Source organism: Pseudorhizobium endolithicum (assembly GCF_902153245.2).
Taxonomy (GTDB): domain Bacteria; phylum Pseudomonadota; class Alphaproteobacteria; order Rhizobiales; family Rhizobiaceae; genus Neorhizobium; species Neorhizobium endolithicum.
Genome location: NZ_CABFWF030000001.1, coordinates 73,346 through 90,327 on the forward strand (window position 1 = coordinate 73,346; position 16,982 = coordinate 90,327).

19 protein-coding genes are annotated in these 16,982 nt (G+C 59.5%); 4 read left to right on the forward strand and 15 right to left on the reverse strand.

The annotated features are described in order from the left end of the window. Nucleotides 1–4 precede the first annotated feature (4 nt). The 4 genes from RTCK_RS00390 to RTCK_RS00405 form a co-directional block, all read right to left on the reverse strand. Nucleotides 5–673: an HAD-IA family hydrolase gene (locus RTCK_RS00390; RefSeq protein WP_142590744.1), complete on the reverse strand. Its 669-nt coding sequence runs from the start codon at nt 671–673 to the stop codon at nt 5–7. Nucleotides 674–769: 96 nt separating this feature from the next. Further along, nucleotides 770–1,681, reverse strand: a complete 912-nt coding sequence (locus RTCK_RS00395) for a methylenetetrahydrofolate reductase (protein ID WP_142590746.1) — start codon at nt 1,679–1,681, stop codon at nt 770–772. Nucleotides 1,682–1,785: 104 nt separating this feature from the next. Continuing rightward, a complete protein-coding gene (ligM, locus tag RTCK_RS00400; RefSeq protein ID WP_142590748.1) occupies nt 1,786–3,198 on the reverse strand; it encodes a vanillate/3-O-methylgallate O-demethylase in 1,413 nt (470 codons plus the stop codon). A 143-nt stretch (nt 3,199–3,341) separates the two neighbouring features. Continuing rightward, nucleotides 3,342–4,076 carry a GntR family transcriptional regulator gene (locus RTCK_RS00405; protein ID WP_142520432.1) on the reverse strand — a complete coding sequence of 245 codons (735 nt, stop codon included), beginning with the start codon at nt 4,074–4,076 and terminating at the stop codon, nt 3,342–3,344. 203 nt (nt 4,077–4,279) lie between these two features. On the opposite strand from RTCK_RS00405, the gene RTCK_RS00410 reads away from it, so the two are divergent. Then, a complete protein-coding gene (locus RTCK_RS00410) occupies nt 4,280–5,452 on the forward strand; it encodes an MFS transporter (protein ID WP_142590750.1) in 1,173 nt (390 codons plus the stop codon). Between the two features lie 796 nt (nt 5,453–6,248). Then, nucleotides 6,249–7,040, forward strand: a complete 792-nt coding sequence (locus RTCK_RS00415) for a class I SAM-dependent methyltransferase (RefSeq protein WP_142590752.1) — start codon at nt 6,249–6,251, stop codon at nt 7,038–7,040. Nucleotides 7,041–7,189: 149 nt separating this feature from the next. Here RTCK_RS00415 and RTCK_RS00420 read toward each other — a convergent pair whose 3' ends face one another. The 3 genes from RTCK_RS00420 to RTCK_RS00430 are packed head-to-tail and all read right to left on the reverse strand — an operon-like array spanning nt 7,190 to nt 9,115. Then, entirely contained in the window at nt 7,190–7,750 is a 561-nt protein-coding gene (locus RTCK_RS00420) for a hypothetical protein (protein WP_142590754.1), read from the reverse strand. After that, entirely contained in the window at nt 7,743–8,297 is a 555-nt protein-coding gene (locus tag RTCK_RS00425) for a hypothetical protein (RefSeq protein ID WP_142590756.1), read from the reverse strand. Before RTCK_RS00425 ends, RTCK_RS00420 begins: the two co-directional genes overlap by 8 nt. Nucleotides 8,298–8,299: 2 nt before the next feature. Further along, nucleotides 8,300–9,115 carry a hypothetical protein gene (locus tag RTCK_RS00430; RefSeq protein ID WP_142590758.1) on the reverse strand — a complete coding sequence of 272 codons (816 nt, stop codon included), beginning with the start codon at nt 9,113–9,115 and terminating at the stop codon, nt 8,300–8,302. 96 nt (nt 9,116–9,211) lie between these two features. Between RTCK_RS00430 and RTCK_RS00435 the strand changes: the two genes are divergently transcribed. Both RTCK_RS00435 and RTCK_RS00440 read left to right on the forward strand, forming a co-directional pair. Next, nucleotides 9,212–9,496 carry a hypothetical protein gene (locus tag RTCK_RS00435; RefSeq protein ID WP_142590760.1) on the forward strand — a complete coding sequence of 95 codons (285 nt, stop codon included), beginning with the start codon at nt 9,212–9,214 and terminating at the stop codon, nt 9,494–9,496. 69 nt (nt 9,497–9,565) lie between these two features. Next, nucleotides 9,566–9,769, forward strand: coding sequence for a CsbD family protein (locus RTCK_RS00440; protein WP_052641318.1), 204 nt, complete (start codon nt 9,566–9,568; stop codon nt 9,767–9,769). 476 nt (nt 9,770–10,245) lie between these two features. On the opposite strand, the gene RTCK_RS00445 is transcribed toward RTCK_RS00440, so the two are convergent. The 8 genes from RTCK_RS00445 to RTCK_RS00475 all read right to left on the reverse strand — a co-directional run bounded on the left by RTCK_RS00445 (nt 10,246) and on the right by RTCK_RS00475 (nt 16,975). Then, nucleotides 10,246–10,647 carry a DUF1515 domain-containing protein gene (locus RTCK_RS00445; protein WP_142520201.1) on the reverse strand — a complete coding sequence of 134 codons (402 nt, stop codon included), beginning with the start codon at nt 10,645–10,647 and terminating at the stop codon, nt 10,246–10,248. Between the two features lie 152 nt (nt 10,648–10,799). Further along, nucleotides 10,800–11,042, reverse strand: a complete 243-nt coding sequence (locus RTCK_RS20735; protein WP_142590762.1) for a hypothetical protein — start codon at nt 11,040–11,042, stop codon at nt 10,800–10,802. Beyond that, the gene (locus RTCK_RS00450) at nt 10,927–11,163 is read right to left on the reverse strand and encodes a hypothetical protein (protein ID WP_185927855.1); all 237 of its coding nucleotides are present in this window, start codon (nt 11,161–11,163) and stop codon (nt 10,927–10,929) included. Before RTCK_RS00450 ends, RTCK_RS20735 begins: the two co-directional genes overlap by 116 nt. Beyond that, on the reverse strand, nt 11,163–11,399 hold the full coding sequence (locus RTCK_RS00455) for a hypothetical protein (RefSeq protein WP_142590764.1): 237 nt from the start codon (nt 11,397–11,399) through the stop codon (nt 11,163–11,165). Before RTCK_RS00455 ends, RTCK_RS00450 begins: the two co-directional genes overlap by 1 nt. A gap of 4 nt (nt 11,400–11,403) precedes the next feature. Further along, nucleotides 11,404–12,225, reverse strand: a complete 822-nt coding sequence (locus RTCK_RS00460) for a hypothetical protein (protein WP_142590766.1) — start codon at nt 12,223–12,225, stop codon at nt 11,404–11,406. Nucleotides 12,226–12,404: 179 nt separating this feature from the next. Further along, entirely contained in the window at nt 12,405–14,417 is a 2,013-nt protein-coding gene (locus RTCK_RS00465; RefSeq protein ID WP_185927856.1) for an acyltransferase family protein, read from the reverse strand. Nucleotides 14,418–14,480: 63 nt separating this feature from the next. Further along, complete coding sequence (locus RTCK_RS00470) at nt 14,481–15,935, reverse strand: hyaluronate lyase N-terminal domain-containing protein (protein WP_142590769.1); 1,455 nt, start codon at nt 15,933–15,935, stop codon at nt 14,481–14,483. Further along, nucleotides 15,932–16,975, reverse strand: coding sequence for a hypothetical protein (locus RTCK_RS00475; protein ID WP_142590771.1), 1,044 nt, complete (start codon nt 16,973–16,975; stop codon nt 15,932–15,934). Before RTCK_RS00475 ends, RTCK_RS00470 begins: the two co-directional genes overlap by 4 nt. Nucleotides 16,976–16,982 lie beyond the last annotated feature (7 nt).

The window sequence follows — 16,982 nt, forward strand, 5'->3', positions numbered from 1 at the left end:
CGCCTCAATCGCAGCGGCGGATCGACAGCCGCCGGTCGGGGCCGATGCCGGCTCGAATGCAGCGATAATCGGACAGCGTCGGATACTCTGTCTCCAGCGGATGCCGATGGGTCGCGGTGACCACCATGACATCCGCGCCGGCCGCCTCGCCGGCCGCGACACCAGCCATCACATCCTCGAAGACGAGGACGTCCGAAGGATCGACGCCGACCCGTTCGGCGCCGCGCAGATAGCATTGCGGATCAGGCTTGCCGACCAGAACATCCTCTGCCGTCACCATGATGCTCGGCTGCGGCAGTCCCGCGGCGGCAAGCCTCGCCCGCGCAAGGTCGGCCGGCGCCGACGTGACGATCGCCCACCGCTCCTGCGGCAGCGACGCCAGGAAATCGGCCGCACCCTCGATCGCAACGACGCCTTCGACGTCCTCGATCTCGCCCCGCAGGATCTCGGCGGCTTCCGCGACGGGATCGATGCCCGGAAGGTTCAGGGCGGAAATCGTGTCTATCCCACGCTTCCCGTGCATGGTCGGCAGGAAGCTTTCCAGTTCCAGCCCGTGGCGCAGGGCCCAGCGTCCCCACACCCGCTCGGCAGCCGCAAGCGAGTTGATGATGGTGCCGTCCATATCGAAGAGGAAGGCGCCGTAGGTTCTGGCGGCTCTGGCAGTATCAGTCATTGAGGGCATAGTCCGTCTCGGCAGGGCATGCCGCGGAAGGCGCGGCATTTCTCCATATTCACCCGCGGCCCATGCCGCAAGTGAACCGCGGCGGCGCTAGATCGACCGCGTTTCCGCTTGCATCCGCGCCAGCCACTCGGCACTCGCCCGGATCCCGCCGAGAGGAAAGATATGAGCCTGCTCGATGAGGCTGCCCGGCCGGGCGGCCCTATGGGCGGCAATGCCGGTGAGAAAATCCGTGGGTTCATAGGGAACCAGCAGCTTTCGCAGGTCCAGCGCCCGCTTCTGCAGGATGTTGAGGGACGGACCGACACCGCAGGCGACCCCATATTTGATAAGCGTCTGGAGCTTCGTCGGCCCCGCGACGCCGACATGGATGGGCAGGTGGATGCCCTCCGCCGCGATCCGCTCCGCCCAGGCGATCACGGGTGCGGCATCGAACGCGAATTGCGTGACGATCGCCATCTCTGCGTCGGTTCGCTCTGAAAACGACTGTTTCCACCGCAGCGCCTCGTCAGCCCGGGCCGATCCGCCATTGACGTCGATGTCCCGGTTTCCTTCCGGATGGCCCGCGACATGCAGCCGCCGGAAGCCGAACCTGTCGAACAGGCCCGTCTCCAGCAGGGCGATGGAACTTTCGAACCCTCCTGCGGGTGTCGGAACCCCGCCTCCCAGGATAAGCGCCTGCGTCACGCCGGCCTCGTCACGATAGCGACTCAGCCAGTTCTCCAGGGTCGTCCGATCCGGAATGACGCGCGCGGGAAGATGCGGCATCGGATGAAACCCCTCATCCGTCAGCCGCCGCGCGGTGGCGATCATGTCGTCGATCGGTGTTCCGTTGATGTGGGCGACATAGACCCGCGTGCCCTGCGGCAGGATCTGCCGGAAGTCCTCAATCTTGGAGGCGGTACGGGGCATCACCTCGATGGAGCAATTCCTGAGCAGCGCTTCCAGCGCAGCCGGAACGTCGGGCGTCTCCTCATTGCGCAGAAAGCCTGTGATACCCATTAGCCTGTCCCTGGCGTGCCGCCTGCCTGCGGACGCTCCCTTTGAAGCAGCAGATGGAACAATAACAGGCGGGCGCATTTGCGGCGCCCGCCACTGCAACCCCGTCAGCCGACGCGTTTCGTGCGCCAGCTTTCGGCGTAGTTCTCGCGGGCCTCGCGGGCATAGGGTGTCGGCGACACGCGGACCCGGATTTCCGCCTGTTTATGGCGCTCTGTGGAGGTCTTGCCCGTACCACCGTTGGGCTCGCCCCAGATCATCGTCAAAACGTCGCCTTCCTGGACATCGGCATCCACGACGCCGAGCGACAGCATGCAGCGCTCGTTGTAGCTGTAGCCGTTGAACATCGACATGCCGACCATTTTTCCGTCGTGCATCACCATGTCGGCACTCGTGGAGGCATAGTTCGGCTGCGGGAAGTCGATCCACTTGTAGTGGTCCTCTCCCGGCTGGAAGGCGGACGCGATGACCTTCACGACGTCCTCTGCATTCCATTCAAAGGTGACCTTCTTGCGGTTCCTGCCGTCCTTCATCGTCTCCAGCGCCTGCTTGCCGATGAAGTCTGACTTCCAGCCGATATAGAACCCGTAGCCGAGCTCGAAGGGGTTCACGTAATAGTCTTCGATATTGTCGGAGACGAAACTGCCGCCGATTGCGCCTGTCGCCTCATAGCTGTCGGCGCCGAGCCAGTCGCGATACTCCTTCATCATGCCGTCGCCGGTGTAGATGCCCGGTAGCGGCGATGGTATCCATCCGGATTCCAGCGTGTTGGTGGAATAGGCGCGGCTGCCGACCTGATGCAGATCGACGCCCGCATCGCGCGCCGATTGCAGGATGACGCTGCGGACATATTCCAGGTCCGCGTAGGGTCCCCAGATTTCCAGCCCCGGCGCGCCGGCCATGCCGTGGCGCAACGCCTGCACGCGCTTCGACCCGACATTGATCCAGTCGACGTGGAAGAACTTGATGTCCGGGACGGGACCGCCATTCATCTTCTCGAAGATCTTCGGCGCGTCGGGCCCCTGGATCTGGAAACGGTAATGGGTGCGATAGACGGCCTTACCGTCGGGCCGGGAGGGCGAGCGCGGATCACGATGGATGCGCACGTTCCACTTGCCGATCGCCTGCTGGAACTGCACCCAGTTCGCGGTCGGAGCACGGCCGACGAGGATGAACTTGTCCTCCCGCTCACGGAAGATGATCATGTCGCCGACCACGTGCCCGGCCGGCGTCACCGGGACGAAATGCTTGGCGCGGTTGAGGTCGAAATTGGCGAAGCTGTTGATCCCGACATGGTCCAGGAATTCCGCCGCCTGCGGCCCCTCGACGATGACCTCGTCCATGTGGTGGGACTGGTCGAACAGCACCGCGGAGTCGCGCCATGCCCGCTGCTCGTCCCGCCAATTGGTGAATTCGGGCGCCACCACCGGGTATACATACATGCCGATCTTGGAGTTGCGCAGCATCTCCACGACGTTGCCGCTCGCGTTCATGACGTCTGAAAGGCTGGACTTCGTCACGATATCTCCTCCCTGAGATGAGTGATGATGTATACATCAACCCATTTGAGAGGAAACTTCAAGGGAAAAACGGCGAAAGCACCGGCGCAAACGCCTTCTCCCTGTATGCATCAGGAGAGGTGCGGTCTTGGCCGCATCCACGATCAGGCGTTGAGAAGTGCAAGGCCGGGAACGCGCAGGATGAGATCCGGGTTCTCGACCATGACATATTCCAGGTTGCGCCGCGCGATGCGCGCATGCTCGCGCGCAATGAACTCCGCCCGAGTTCCCTCGCGCGCGCCGATCGCTGCCGCCAGCGCCCGGTGCTGTTCCTGCGCCACGTGAAGGGACTGCCGGAAAATGTCGATATTCGTCCTGTCCGAGAGGAAGGCGGAAGGGGATGCGAAAGGAAGGCGCGTCGCCCGGTCGATTTCCCGCTGCAGGACCGCACTTCCCGAAAGTTCGACCAGAAGACCGTGGAAGCGGGCGTTGAGATCCGAATAGGCTTCGAAGTCGACCTCACCGGCCGTCCGGCCGAAACAGGCGTCGAGTTTCGAAAGCACCTCTTCCACCTGCCGCAACTTCTCCGCCTCGACCCCGCGTTCGGCCGCAAGCCGTGCCGCCGTCCCCTCCAGAACGCCCCGCAACTCGATGGCATCCATGACGTCGGCGAAGGTAAAGCTGCGCACGATGAAGCCGCCGTTCGCGAGCCGATCCAGAAGCCCCTCTTCCGCAAGACGCGACATCGCCTCCCGGATCGGCGTCCGGGAAATCTGCAGGGTCTCCGCGAGCGGAACCTCGAACAGGCGCGTACCTCCCGGAAAGTCTCCGTTGAGGATGCGCTTGCGCAACTCCATCAGCGCTGCAAGCGTATGCGTCGTCCGCCCCGTCTCCTCCATCCGATCCTCTTGTCTCCCTTGCTCCGCGCAGGAATGTACATTGCGAGCCCCCGCCGTCGCAAGTCCGGCAATCGGCATGTATACATCTCCGCCGTTTGGGCTTGGCCGGCCGTCACCCAGGCTGTAGCAGAGAATTCCGCGACGGATCCTTCGGGGATTCGCCGGATCGGGAAAGCAGGCTGCCGACCAACAGGGATACCGGAATGTCCACACGCTGGAGCCAGGTCACGATTGCGGTTCTGGGTGGCGCCGCCGCCGCGCTGCACGTCGGAAAGGTGCCGCCTGCCCTTCCCCTCCTGCGCCAGGAGATGAACCTGGACCTGGTCTCAGCCGGCTGGCTGATGGGCCTTGTCAGCCTCATGGGCGGGCTGTTGGGCCTAATGCTCGGCCGGGTGGCGGACCGGATCACCCATCGGCGGGCCATGCTTCTTAGCCTGTCCCTGCTCACCGCCGGCAGCTTCGCGGGAGCGTTTTCCCGCTCGGCAGCCCTTCTCTTCGCAAGCCGGGTCGTGGAGGGCATCGGCCTGATCCTCGCCGTCGTCGCCGCCCCCGCGCTCATCACTGCGGCAACGGACCTCAAGGACCGCGGCCTGGCTTTCTCCGCTTGGGCCGGCTGGCTGCCGGCGGGCGTCGGCGGGATGATGCTCGTTTCCCCTGGCCTGCTGCCGAACTTCGGCTGGCGCGGCGCTTGGATCGCCGCGGGACTTGCCACCCTCGTGCCGCTGATTGCGCTTCTTGTGTCATCCCCGGACGCCGCCCCGAGACGGCTCCACGACGCTCCGTCCCTCGTCGAGGGCGTCAGGAGCACTTTGTCGCAGTCCACCTCCTGGCTGCTGGGCGGCATGTTCCTTCTCTACAGCCTGAGCTTCATGTCCGTCTTCGGCTTCCTGCCCACGATGCTGATCGAGGAGGCTGGCCTGGGGCTTGGGACCGCCTCCATGATGACGGCCACCGCGGTGCTCTCCAATATACCCGGAAACTTCACGGGAGGCCTACTCCTGCGGCGGGGCGCAAAACGCTGGGCTCTCGTGGTCGTCGCCTTCACAACCCTGACGCTCTGTGCCTTCGTCGTGTTCCATCCAGGCCTGCCGCTCGCCGCCCGCTATCCGGCAGCGCTCCTCTATGCGGGCGCGGGCGGCCTTCTGCCGGCTGCCATCATGAGCGCCCTGCCCGCCTATGCGCCCCGCCGCGACCTCGTCAGCACGATCAGCGGGTTTGTCATGCAGGGAACCAATATGGGCCAGTTTCTCGGGCCGCTTCTGCTCGCCTCGATCGTATCTGCGATGGGATGGCCCGCCGCCCCCTATTTCGTCGCAACGACCGGAGTGCTGGGAATTGTGCTTGCGCTTGCCTTCCGCGGCCGGGAGATACCGTGACGGCAAACTGACGGAAGCCGCCACCGTCAGACCCAACAGACCTTCCTCCACGCCCAAGTCTTTTTCCGCGGCGCCAGCACCTCCGGCAAGAAGCGAAGTGTCTTACCCATGTCTTAGGTACAGTCTGTTACCTATGTCTCCGGGTCGGACACAGTGGAAACTGGCGACCCCTGCAGCAGTAACAAAAGAAAGAGCATTCAATAGCTTAGATGAAGGTGGGACCAAATCGAGGCCCATTGCTTTCATTGACGAATTCAGAACCCCCGGTCGCACCTTTGCAGCTTACCACGCCGCCTACAAAACCTCTGGCGACGCCGTAGAGAGCTACCCCCGAAATGACGGACTTATCGCTTATCGTCCCCTCTCGGCGGGTTCTTTGGCCGGCGCCCGAAATCTTCGACAAAGAGGTTTAGTAGCACGATGAGTTCGTGCGAAGCCCCCGTCCCGAACGGCGATGGCTTCGCGAACCCACCTTTTCCGCGGCAGACCGAGACGTCTGATCTAGGTTTGTTCCGGCCTTAACAAGCGAAATGGTCCGCAAGCTAGCTTTGATCTGCGTATCCGGAGCCAACATAAACATGACGTTCCAGGCCGCTATGCCGGCCATAGACACTCGCCTCATCGCCACCAGCCGCACCTTTGCCGAAGCGGCAGAAAGCTACATTAAGCAAGAGGACTTAGGCCCCTAACAGGCTCTGGCTCTCCAACGCTGAAGTCATACCCCTTTCAGACATCTGGCCTTCCGAAGCTCAACGCTGAAAAATCGACAGGGGCTACTACTTCGAACGAGGATGGGATGGAGACTTACTCACGGCGGCTTGCGCGGAAGGCAATCGAAGGTCTCGCGAGGACGGGCTTATGGAAAGAGTCTGAACAGGCTCTCATCCGGAGCGCCTCTAGCTATTGGGAAGATCCGACTGCGAACCATTTCGCAACCAACTCCCATTGGTGCCGTGACGTGGGCATTGAGAGCACCGTCTGGAACCAGCTGGGGAAGCCGCACCTCGCAATACTTCAAAGGCATATGAAGGCTATAGGAAAAGAATGCGAGCGTGAACGTATCCTCGAGTGGGGTTGCGGCGGCGGCGCAAACGCGATCCATTTCGCAAGTTCAGCCAAGGAGTTCGTGGGCGCTGACGTCTCCAGGGCGTCGTTGGCGGAGTGCAAGTCACAACTGGAACAAAGGGGCCACGCCAATTTCAGCCTCATTCATATCGACATCGCTGAACCCGAACAGGCAGTGCGGCACCTACTTGGCACTTGCGACGTGTTCTTGTGCACCTACGTCTTCGAGCTCCTCCCATCACCCGAGTATGGCACTCGTGTCCTTAAGCTCGCATACGAGCTCCTCCAACCAGGTGGCTGCGCCATCATACAGATAAAATACCAAACTCACGACCGCCGGACGCAGCCACGCAGATGGCTGTACCAGAGAAACCTCGCCAACATGACTACATACCCAATCGACGAGTTCTGGCAGATCGCGAGCCGCGTGGGATTTTCACCCGCCTTCGTAACCCTTTTGCCGAAAGACCTGCTGGTGGAGGACGAGCGCTACGCTTACTTCGTACTGGATAAGCGAGGTTAAATTCCCGTGCTCGTGAAACGGACATCGCCCGTGACGCACCGAGTCCCGGAGGAATTCTGGAAACACCGCAAAGTCATCGGCTTCTGGAAATGTGGGACCGAAAGCGAGACGCTGGAGTAGTTATGTTTTCTGGCAATGAAGTCCCACGACTACAGAGAGCCAAGTCGCGGAAGTGCTGGCAGATCCACCGCTTCAAGCGCGTCTTTGTGCGGTAGATCCTTCTGGCAGATGTGGCGATGGGGTCCCCTCAACATTCCAGTCAACATGCCTACCGCTGCACGTCGATCTTGACGGCGTTCCTTTCGCGTACCTTGAGCCCCCTTTGGAACAAACTCTACTTGGAAATGCATGTCGGCTCCATGCTCCGGCTTCCAGAAGCAACGGAGGGAGTAATATGACATCTCGATCGACATGAGTTGTCCGCGAGTGAACTGATAGAAACCGAGGTAATGCACTTCTTCAGTGACCGGTGAGGGTGCCCGCTGGTTCTTCTGCACGAAACGCTCGTTCGCTATCGTCGCGGCACCACATCCGTAGCTGTGCACTCCGTCGTTCCCTCGAGATAGGAAATGCGAGGCCACAGAAAGGGCATAGCTCTCCCCTTCCCCGAGCGGCATGAAGGTAAGCAGCATCTCCTCATCGAAGATGCCTTCGGGAGTTACAAATTTTGGATACAGAGCTGCCCGGCAGAGCAAATCACCGTCAAGCATCGGCATCCATAGTGGTTGACGAAGCAGGAGGCGCCCCTATCAGCTCGACGAGCTTCTCAAACACGGTCATGTCATGTGCGACATCGTGTACGCATTTCACACCGAGACGCTTATTTAGATCCATTACGTCCAGATCGTCTTCTTCGACCGTAAGATACCTTTTCAGATCACCATAATCCCAAGTAAACACAACCCCCTCACCATCCTGTGGCATTACCTTGGGAGGCTTAACAGAGAAGTTTTGGGAAATCACCGCGAGGATACTAGAGGCTCGTTCAGCAGCTTCCGCGTCCACGTGCAAGGTATGATCATCCGGCAACAATGCCATGTGCTTGATAGCCTGCTGCAGGACGGCGAACCTGATAGATCTGTCGCTGTTGGCACCGAGATTAGTAGGATCCTCCGAATGCATGGATACCCAGGAAGATACCTGCGCAGGCTCCGCATTCGTTTGTGAACCATATATCCCAAACGGGAAGAACACGGAGCGTCCGCCGCCGCTCTCTTGGACAGCCACATACTTTCTGGGCTTGATCTTCATCACCATCGTTAATCGCCTAATGCCTTTGGTGAAACAGACGCACCGACCCTTAAAGTCTCCGCGATCAATTGCCTAAATATGATGCCTTGCTCCACAGCTTCAATGAGGCGCCCGGTAGGCACCGTGTTGAAATCCAAGGTGAGTGAAGTGCCAAAGCTTTGTTTGGATATCGGAGTCGCCCCACTATGCATGCCAACTTGCGGGATCATCTGAAATACGAAGTGTTGCGTCGCAGCGACCCCGAACCTCATCACCCGGTTGATCTGCACGTCCACATCCTGCAGCGCCTTCCGGCGATTCACCTGCAGGATAGGATCTCGTACATCCGAATAACCTAACTCATACTCTGTAACGTCAAGAAAAGCTCTTGTTGCTGCCTGCTCGTCGACTTCGGGCTTTATGAGGTTGGCAACTACCGAGAGACGAACAGCGGGCCCAACCGCCGCGCTCACTTCCCCAGCCCGAGATTCGATATCTGCCAGAATAGCCGCAGTGTCCATCAATGGCATGGCATCATCTAGATCCTGCGTCTCAGCCGGAGACACTACGACATCCAATCGACCTGGTTGCAACTGCACTTGATATGCCCTGGCACCTCTAGTGCCAGAGGCCAGTCCTAGCAACGGGTTCGCAGGTCCGGGCACCTTGTTCCTTTGAACAATCTCAGCCTCATCCCCGGTGACCAGCAAATAGATCTGATCAGCTCTTACGTTTGTCACGTCCGGCAAAAACCAGACGAACTGAACTGACTGAGATTCCCAGAGCGCCATCACAAACCTTTCTACTTCCGACACACTAATTACCAACGCAGTCACAATTTGCAATGGCATCGCTCCTAAGGCGCGAGGACGACAGGTTTGTCTTTAATACCCCCTTAGCGCCAACTAGCTGTTTTCCCTTCTGCGCGTTACCAGTGGGCGATGACCTGGCAGAAGAAATACCGCTGGACCCGCACATGGGGAGACGAGCTCGGCCTTGACGACAAGCCTCATGAGGATTTCGTGGGATGGGACGGCGAGGTGAACATTGGGCGTATCTACCTCGACCGGCAGACGCTGAAGGCGGGGAAGTGGCGTTGGGCACTTCAGTACCCTGAGGGAGGGAAGCCATTCATGCCCAATACAGGCTGGCTACCTACCGCAGCAGAAGCAGCCCGGCATGTCGAGGAAGCTTGGGACGAGCAGAAGGCGAGACTGGGACGCTGACGGCGAAGGATCGAACCAATCTCCGGACTGCGCGTTGATATGCGCAATGGTCCAAACGGAGGAAGATCCATGGATTGGAACCGCGTTGAAGGAAACTGGAAGCAGATGAAGGGCAAGGTCAAGGAACAGTGGGGCAAGCTCACTGATGACGACCTCGACCGGATCGAAGGCAAGCGCGACCAGCTCGAAGGCAAGATTCAGGAGCGGTACGGCTACGAAAAGGATCAGGCCCGCCGAGATGTAGATGACTGGTATGGGCGCCAGACCTGGTGACTCGTCAAGCCCCGCCTCGGCGGGGCTTTTCGTATGTCACCTTGACCGGCGACGCGTCTCACGCCATTTCATCCTTCACCCGATGGCGGCTCGCGCGACCCTGTGCCGCGGCTAATACACCCGATGCGTACCAAAAATGTCCTGACTGCACTCGCCGACACCGGCACCAAATGCGAAAGAGCAGTTGCCCGATTGAGAAAGCCGGGCTTTTCCCCTTATTGCCCTGCCCCTCGGTGGGGCTTTTTTTGCGTCGAGCCGCAGTAAGCGCACGGCTGCGGACGGGACCGGCAGAGAAGATAGCGATCGCTCGATCGAGCCTAGCCTTACGCTGCGCCTTGTGCGGAGAGAAGAACGCGAGGATTATGGCGGGCTATTGGGCAGCGGAGTTTCCCGAATGCCAGACTGGCTCACCACCAGCATCATGGTTGTAGCGGCGATACTGGCCGTCGCTTCGTTCTTGGGACACTAGGCTGGCTTTAGTCGATCCGCAGCCACTTGCGCAGCCCCGTGATCATCAGATCCGAGAACCAGATGAAGGTTCCGCCAGCCGTGAACCCCAGCCCGATGAAGATCATCGAGGCCCGCTTACCGAGCGCCTTGATCTCCTTCACCTCCTTGATCGTCGGCATGACATCTTTCTCCACCACCTTCGTAAGTTCGGAGATGACATCTCGCTGCTGAGCGACCGTCTGGCCGGTCAGGATGATGGTGCTATCCAGCCGGGAATACTCATCGGCATGCTTGTCTAAGCGCTTGTGGATCTCGGATCGGCTCTCCCTTGCCGACCGCTTCTCTTCCTGGAAATCCTCCCGGAGCCGATGGATACCCTCCTCCACTCGCCCCAGCACCCGCAGAATGTCATCATTCGATCCCGGCATATCGTCGCTTTCATGCACTGAACTGGAGGTGTGCGAGGCAAGCCACAAGCCCGGCGAAAGCCTTGGCTGTCACTTCAGTATGCACATCGAGTCTGCAGGCTCGACGTGACGAGACCCGGTCAGGCCCGCCGCCTGATCGGGTCTTTTGCGTCTCATCCGCCAGCTTCGCCATGCCTTTGGCACTCGTCCCGCGTCCAGAGAGCCGCAGCGCAAAATCCGACCACCGTGCGGTCAATCTTGCGCTGATCAGCAGTCGTCGCGCCGCGGGCGCCGATGAGGTCAGTCCCGACCACCCGTCGAAGGCCCTCGACACTTCCGGGCGCCGAAGTCCCACATGCCGTCAGGGCAAAGGTCAAACCGAGAGCGATCATCGTCCGAGGCGTCACCTGCTTCATTGTTCTGCCTTTCAATCTGGTTGAGGGCATCATCGCTGGCTTTGTCCCAGATCCAGCCGACGACGAGCGCGAGAATGATGAGGATGGCGAGAGCGCCGATGATGCGGGGAGACTTGAGCATCACTCGACCACCTTCTTGATTTGCACTTCCGGGTCAGACGGCAGCACCGCCGGCCGGGGCCGAAGCCAGATGTTGAGCAGGAACAGTCCCGCGAGGAACATCCGCTGATAGTCCTGCGGCACGATGGCGAGGATCTCCGGCGCGTTCAGGATCTCCGGAAGCACCGTGATCAGTGCTAGGAGACCGTTCACGATCCAGGTACGCCACCTGGCGAGCATCTTGAAGAACGAGGTCATGGGATCACCCGCAGAACAAGCCGAACCACTGGCACGGCAGATTGGAGAAGAAGGCCCAGCCGGCAGCCAGAGCCGCGATGACGCCACCAGCAGCAGCGGCAGTGCCGGTCGGTACCGGCTTGCTTTCGGCGGCAGGAGGCCGTGGGATGGGCTTTGGACCCGGCATGGGCGATGGAGCAGCTGCCGCGCGTGGCGCGTATCCTGCCGCCTTCAGCGCCTTCTCGAACTCCAACGCATGACGGCCGATCTTCTCGGCCTTGTCCGTGCCGTTGACGACGCGCCGAGCGTTTATGAATTCCCGGAGGTCTTCGGCGTCGTCCTCGTCAATATCGTCGATGTAGTCGAGAAGATCCTTGCCTGTCCACCAGCCTTCCTTGTTTCCGAGGAACAGCGAGTGAGCCGAGATGAAGGGATCGCCGCGCTTCTCCGGGTTCGTCACCAGGTCGACGTTGAGGCCGAAAACCTCATTGAGACGCTTGCTCGCGAACTCCGCATTCCGCCTTCCGGTGTTCTGTACATGGCCCTCACCCCGGAAGCGGTATCCGTCTCCCCTCTGGGTGTTGCCCAACACCTTCCCGATCTTCGTTCCCGGCTCGTACTTGTTGAAGTAGTAGACCGGCCCCCTCTCCCTGATCGGCTGCATCGTGCCCGCCGTCTCGTGGAACGCTGTTGCGAGATTGTAGGCCAGGAGGTTCAGCGGGTCGGCGAAGTAGTGCTTCTCCCATACGTCCAGGAGGTTGGTGAAGCCGTCCACCTGCTGTTGCGTGAAGCCGTGCGGGAACATGGCTCCGCCCCTCAGGGAGGCGAAGAACGCCGCTCTGTTCATGGGTATCTCCTGATGTTCGGTTGATCAGTCTGCTATGCTGTGCCGATGAGATGCGAGACCTGCGACAACACCGGCTGGGTGTGTGAGACGCACCACCGGCCATGGAACGGCCCGAAGGCTTGCTGCTGCGGTGGCGCCGGCATGCCCTGCATCATCTGCAATGGTGATGGGCAGTCGTTCTAGCTGTGACCGGCGATGACCGGAAGCAATGGGCCAACGACTTGGTCAACGCCTGAGCGAGTCAAATGGTCGTCATCAGAATAGAAGACGGAATCATCAGTATGGGCAACACAGCGTTCGGGAATGCGGGTGCCGCAAAGAGCCTTCTCCGGATAGACCCGCACGACGTTGCTACCCGTGACAGCGTCAAGAACCGCATACGCCTCTCGGTTCCTTTCCGAGAATACTTGAAGTGACGTGGTTATACCCCCAGTCTCAATCCATCGTTCCAGAAGGACTTTCGATTTCGGTGCGATCTTTGCCAACGTTGACACAACGTTCCAACCAACTTCGGGCGTCGGATAGATCAGCACAACACGGTGACCATAGTCCACCAGCTCTTGGATTGCATGGGTTATTCCTAGTGAGACCTGAGCAGCCCGATCCGCCTCATCTTCAAAGGAACCGTCAACAGGAACCATAGGAATTCTGCCGCCTGATTCTTTTCCGCCCTCCTTGTTGTCGAACCGCTCACCTGTGATGTAGCCGGCATATCTCCCTGCAACCACGACCGTTGCTGGGTGGATGCTCAAAAGGTACTCCCGCACACGAGTGTTATGTCTACCGCATCCGGCGTCAGGAACCCTTGTGAACCCGGGGGCGTAAAGACACCCACTATAGGCAAGCAACTCGAATGGCTTGGCCTCGCGTTCAAGAGCCTCGTTCAGCGCCGGAGCGTACATCGATGCGTGGCTGTCTCCGATTAAAATCCAACTGTCCAAGCCAGCAGCAGGCCGGAACGAGCACCGGTCTTCAAACTCCCGCCCAAAACAAACTCGGCCATCTTTCTCTAGCAGCCGCTCCTGCTTTGTCACCGCAGCGGCTTCGCGCACCAACGGAGGTAGCCGCGTGGGGAAGCCGGCTGCGGCGACAATGGCTATTGAGCCAGCCAGGATGACGCCTGCTGCTCCACTGACAGTCCCGCAGAAGAGCCTCCGACCAATCCGTTCTACCTTTCTAAAACGCTGCTCTACCCACACCCACGAAGCAGTAGCGACGGCGACAGAGAGACCGGTCAGTTGGGCGTAGTCGAAAGGATCGAGAGCGTTCACGCTCGACAACCTCGCGAACACGAATATTGGCTGATGCCAGAGATAAAGCGAGTATGAGACCCACCCAATGAAGACCAGTGGCGAGGTCTTTAAGAGTGCTGATCCAAAATTGTGCCCGCCAAACCAGACAACTAGGCAAGCTCCCAAGATCGGGACTAAGGTCGCAAAGCCTGGATGTCTCGTTTCTTGATCAAAGGCGATGACGGACCATGCGAGCAGGGCAATACCTGCTGAGACTGCAAAACCTGCAGACAGCCCCTCTGTCCTACGTTCGCGTATCGTCTCCAAGTATGCCAAACTTGCGCCCGCCATTAGCTCCCATGCGCGGAAGGGCAGCAGGTAGAATGCCGCGGACGGAGCCGCTTCCGCACCCCATTCCGCCAGAAGCAGCGAAGCCGCCGCCAGCACTAGCACAGCGCCTACCATTGCCCATCGGCGCGATGCAAATGCGATCGCAAGAACGGGGAAGAACAGGTAGAATTGCTCTTCGACCGCCAAGCTCCACATATGTATCAGCGGGTTAGTCTCTGTAGGCTCAGCGAAATATCCAGCTTCCCTCCAAAAAAGGAAGTTTGACACGGGCAGAACCGAAGACACCTCCGCCCTTGCCAATTGCGCAAATTGTTCTGGGAGCAGCAGAACCCAACCTATAGGCAGGCAGACGATCAACATCACGAAAAGGGCCGGTAGGATTCTCCGAAGCCGCCTATCGTAGAAGCGCCCTAGGGAAAACTCGCCCGCCGATTGCCACCGTATAATCTGCGTGGCTATCAAATAGCCGGAGATCACAAAGAACACGTCGACGCCGACATAGCCTCCACTTAAGAAGATAGTGTCGCCGAAAGGCAAGTGCATGTGGAAGGCTACGACAGCGGAAACCGCTATTGCTCGGAGCCCGTCAATCTCCCGTCGATAATTCAATCCCAGGCCCTAAGGTTGTGGCTAAACGCCAACTAACGCATGCTTCGCGCCGTGCCAAGTACATCAATGAACCTGTAGGACAGACATTCGCCCCCTAACCTCGCCTGTGTTCCCCAACTGTGCATAAGCCTGGATTCGGAGCTGGTCCCCCGCGAACAAGTATGCCTTGAACGAACCCATCACCTGTGTGGCCCTTACGGAAGGTGAATCTATCCACAAGACTTGGCCGTTGATGAACTCCCCTTCGTTGATCAGAAGGCGACAACCAACCCTGCCACCCCCCACGTTCGAGGTCACGTCGCACCACAGATCAATGTCGTAAAGGCCAGACCTCTGTACTACAAAGCAATCATTCTCTAGATCCCAACCCTGCTGCGAGTCCTGAACGACGGTATCGAGAGGGACGGTTGTGTAAGTTGATGTTCCTAACGAGAGACCAGAATTATTCCCGGCCGCCTCTGAATAATTCGTAGAAAGTCCCAACGGCCTCAACACCTGGAGACCTACCGTTCTGTCCTCACAAAGGAGCAGAAGCTCGCCGTCTCGCTCAAAGAACATAACGGTCGCTCGGTCTGCAGGAGACGGCAGGCTGACGGGATGGCCTATTGGATCACGCCAGTTGATAAGATCTTTCGATAGCGCAATCCCGGAAACCCATCGCGGCGTAGACGCTGCCCGCTTAATCTTTGGGTGAGAAATCATGACGAATTCCGATCCCACTTTTCGGATGTCATCCGGGACGTGACCTTCAGACCAAAGCCAGCACTGCTTTGCACCGACAACCGGATTAGACGCGTGCTTAGTCCAATTTATGCCGTCGTTTGACGTAGCAAGTCCGATCTGATCAATGCCGCCACCAAAGCGTCCCTCGAAAAGCATATACCAAGTGCCATCGTCTACGATTACTGTCGGACTAGACACGTCTTGGCTGTCCCATCCCGAAACACCTTTGTCCAGCACCAGACCCCTGTCAGTCCAGCTGACAAAATCAGTGCTCGTGAACAGCCGGATACCGGTGAATGGGATAGGTTGCTTGTCCTCGACATAAAGATAATAGGTGCCGTTGTGCCTCACGACGTAAGGATCTTCTGACGGACGAGAGACCAACTTCCCGCGCTTCGTCCATGTCTTGCCATCAAGGGATGATGCCCAGAATACCCAAACCTGATCCTGCGCGTAGGGAACCTTGTTCCCCGAGTAGGTCAGCTTGTGAGGCGCGACTTCGTCTTCCGGATCATAAATATAGTTCCCGATCTCGCGTATGTTCTCGTCGTCTGCGCCGGCCTCCCCCACAGTCAATATCGTCTCCGGGAGGCCAATGGCGCCCATAAGATAATCGGCAACGGTTAGATAAGGGCCAGCTTGATCCGCCCTCGCCAGCGGGAATCCACCCGGCGTCACCCCATCATGCACCACTGCCGTTTTCTTCGTGATGTCGACGGTGATCTCGCCTTCGAGGCCCGTGAACGTCGAATGCTCTACCGTCGTGCCGCGACGGCGCTTGATTGCTTCGCTCATGCTGCGAGGCCTCCGTAATCTCTGGTGATGTCTGCTGCGTCGGTAATCAGGCCATAGTCCTGCACGCGCGGGACGGAGCCGGGGAAGTATTGCCAGTCAAGAGGGTTATCGCGGGGCCGGCTATTGGTGTTGGTGGTCGAGGCGATCCACGTGGCTGGCTGGCCTTCGGCGTCGTCATCCGTAACCAGATCGCCACTTATGTACTCGCTGGCGCTGCCCCATGCGCCGCGCCAAGTGATGCCTCGCTGGCCTTGCGGTCCGACATCACCGCGGATGTCGATGGCGTCCTCAATGTCTGTGACAAGCCCTCCGAGCCCGACATAGAGACCAACGCCTGCCGGCTTTGCGCCCTCCCCGCCGATGAAATCTGCCACACGCAGAACCTGCTTGGAGCCGTGCGGCACCACTTCCGGCTCAATCGCCCAGCCTTTGAAGCCTTGGACACCGCGCGGAATGCCGAAGTTCAGAGTATAAGCGCCACCGGAGCCTGACACAGACGCCGTCGCGCTCTGCTCCGGGGTGCGGGTGGTGACAGTACCGATGCCAAGGGTCGGCGCTGGCCCCACAGGACCCGCGCCGTAGTTGAACGGGCCAAGCCAGTCGCCACTTGTATTGCTGGCTTTGACGTAGAGTCGCGCCGTGGTCCCCGCGAGAACGAGATAGCTGAAACCCTTGGGCTGTGCGTTGTAGGCGGCTCGCTCGGCGAGCGTACCGCTGGCGTCATACTTGAAGATCGTTCCCTTGCGTATCTCGTCCAGCAGATAGGCGACCGTCTCGCTGTTTCGGTCCAGCGTCTTCAGGTAGGCCGTATCGCGCTGGATCGCATAGCCATAACTGCCAGTGGCACCCATCCACTTAAGCTCGGCCGTGATCTTCGTCTCGCTGTCGACAGAGGCGATTGGCAGGATATTCCCCTCAGCCTCTACGATGATGTTTCCGCCGGCAATCAGCGCTGTCTGCCACAGCGTACCGTTGCCAGTGACCACGGCGCTGCCGTTCGTCAGGGACACGGTCCCCGTCGAGTAGTAGGAGGTTGCCATTTAAGAG

What these genes read in the sequence shown, in the direction of transcription:
- RTCK_RS00475 (WP_142590771.1), bottom strand. Translation starts at nt 16,975, where the DNA reads ATGGCAACCTCCTACTACTCGACGGGGACCGTGTCCCTGACGAACGGC.
- RTCK_RS00410 (WP_142590750.1), top strand. Translation starts at nt 4,280, where the DNA reads ATGTCCACACGCTGGAGCCAGGTCACGATTGCGGTTCTGGGTGGCGCC.
- RTCK_RS00460 (WP_142590766.1), bottom strand. Translation starts at nt 12,225, where the DNA reads ATGAACAGAGCGGCGTTCTTCGCCTCCCTGAGGGGCGGAGCCATGTTC.
- RTCK_RS00390 (WP_142590744.1), bottom strand. Translation starts at nt 673, where the DNA reads ATGACTGATACTGCCAGAGCCGCCAGAACCTACGGCGCCTTCCTCTTC.
- RTCK_RS00450 (WP_185927855.1), bottom strand. Translation starts at nt 11,163, where the DNA reads ATGCTCAAGTCTCCCCGCATCATCGGCGCTCTCGCCATCCTCATCATT.
- RTCK_RS00440 (WP_052641318.1), top strand. Translation starts at nt 9,566, where the DNA reads ATGGATTGGAACCGCGTTGAAGGAAACTGGAAGCAGATGAAGGGCAAG.
- RTCK_RS00455 (WP_142590764.1), bottom strand. Translation starts at nt 11,399, where the DNA reads ATGACCTCGTTCTTCAAGATGCTCGCCAGGTGGCGTACCTGGATCGTG.
- RTCK_RS00425 (WP_142590756.1), bottom strand. Translation starts at nt 8,297, where the DNA reads ATGGTGATGAAGATCAAGCCCAGAAAGTATGTGGCTGTCCAAGAGAGC.
- RTCK_RS00470 (WP_142590769.1), bottom strand. Translation starts at nt 15,935, where the DNA reads ATGAGCGAAGCAATCAAGCGCCGTCGCGGCACGACGGTAGAGCATTCG.
- RTCK_RS20735 (WP_142590762.1), bottom strand. Translation starts at nt 11,042, where the DNA reads ATGAAGCAGGTGACGCCTCGGACGATGATCGCTCTCGGTTTGACCTTT.
- RTCK_RS00420 (WP_142590754.1), bottom strand. Translation starts at nt 7,750, where the DNA reads ATGCTTGACGGTGATTTGCTCTGCCGGGCAGCTCTGTATCCAAAATTT.
- RTCK_RS00415 (WP_142590752.1), top strand. Translation starts at nt 6,249, where the DNA reads ATGGAGACTTACTCACGGCGGCTTGCGCGGAAGGCAATCGAAGGTCTC.
- RTCK_RS00405 (WP_142520432.1), bottom strand. Translation starts at nt 4,076, where the DNA reads ATGGAGGAGACGGGGCGGACGACGCATACGCTTGCAGCGCTGATGGAG.
- RTCK_RS00445 (WP_142520201.1), bottom strand. Translation starts at nt 10,647, where the DNA reads ATGCCGGGATCGAATGATGACATTCTGCGGGTGCTGGGGCGAGTGGAG.
- RTCK_RS00435 (WP_142590760.1), top strand. Translation starts at nt 9,212, where the DNA reads ATGACCTGGCAGAAGAAATACCGCTGGACCCGCACATGGGGAGACGAG.
- RTCK_RS00395 (WP_142590746.1), bottom strand. Translation starts at nt 1,681, where the DNA reads ATGGGTATCACAGGCTTTCTGCGCAATGAGGAGACGCCCGACGTTCCG.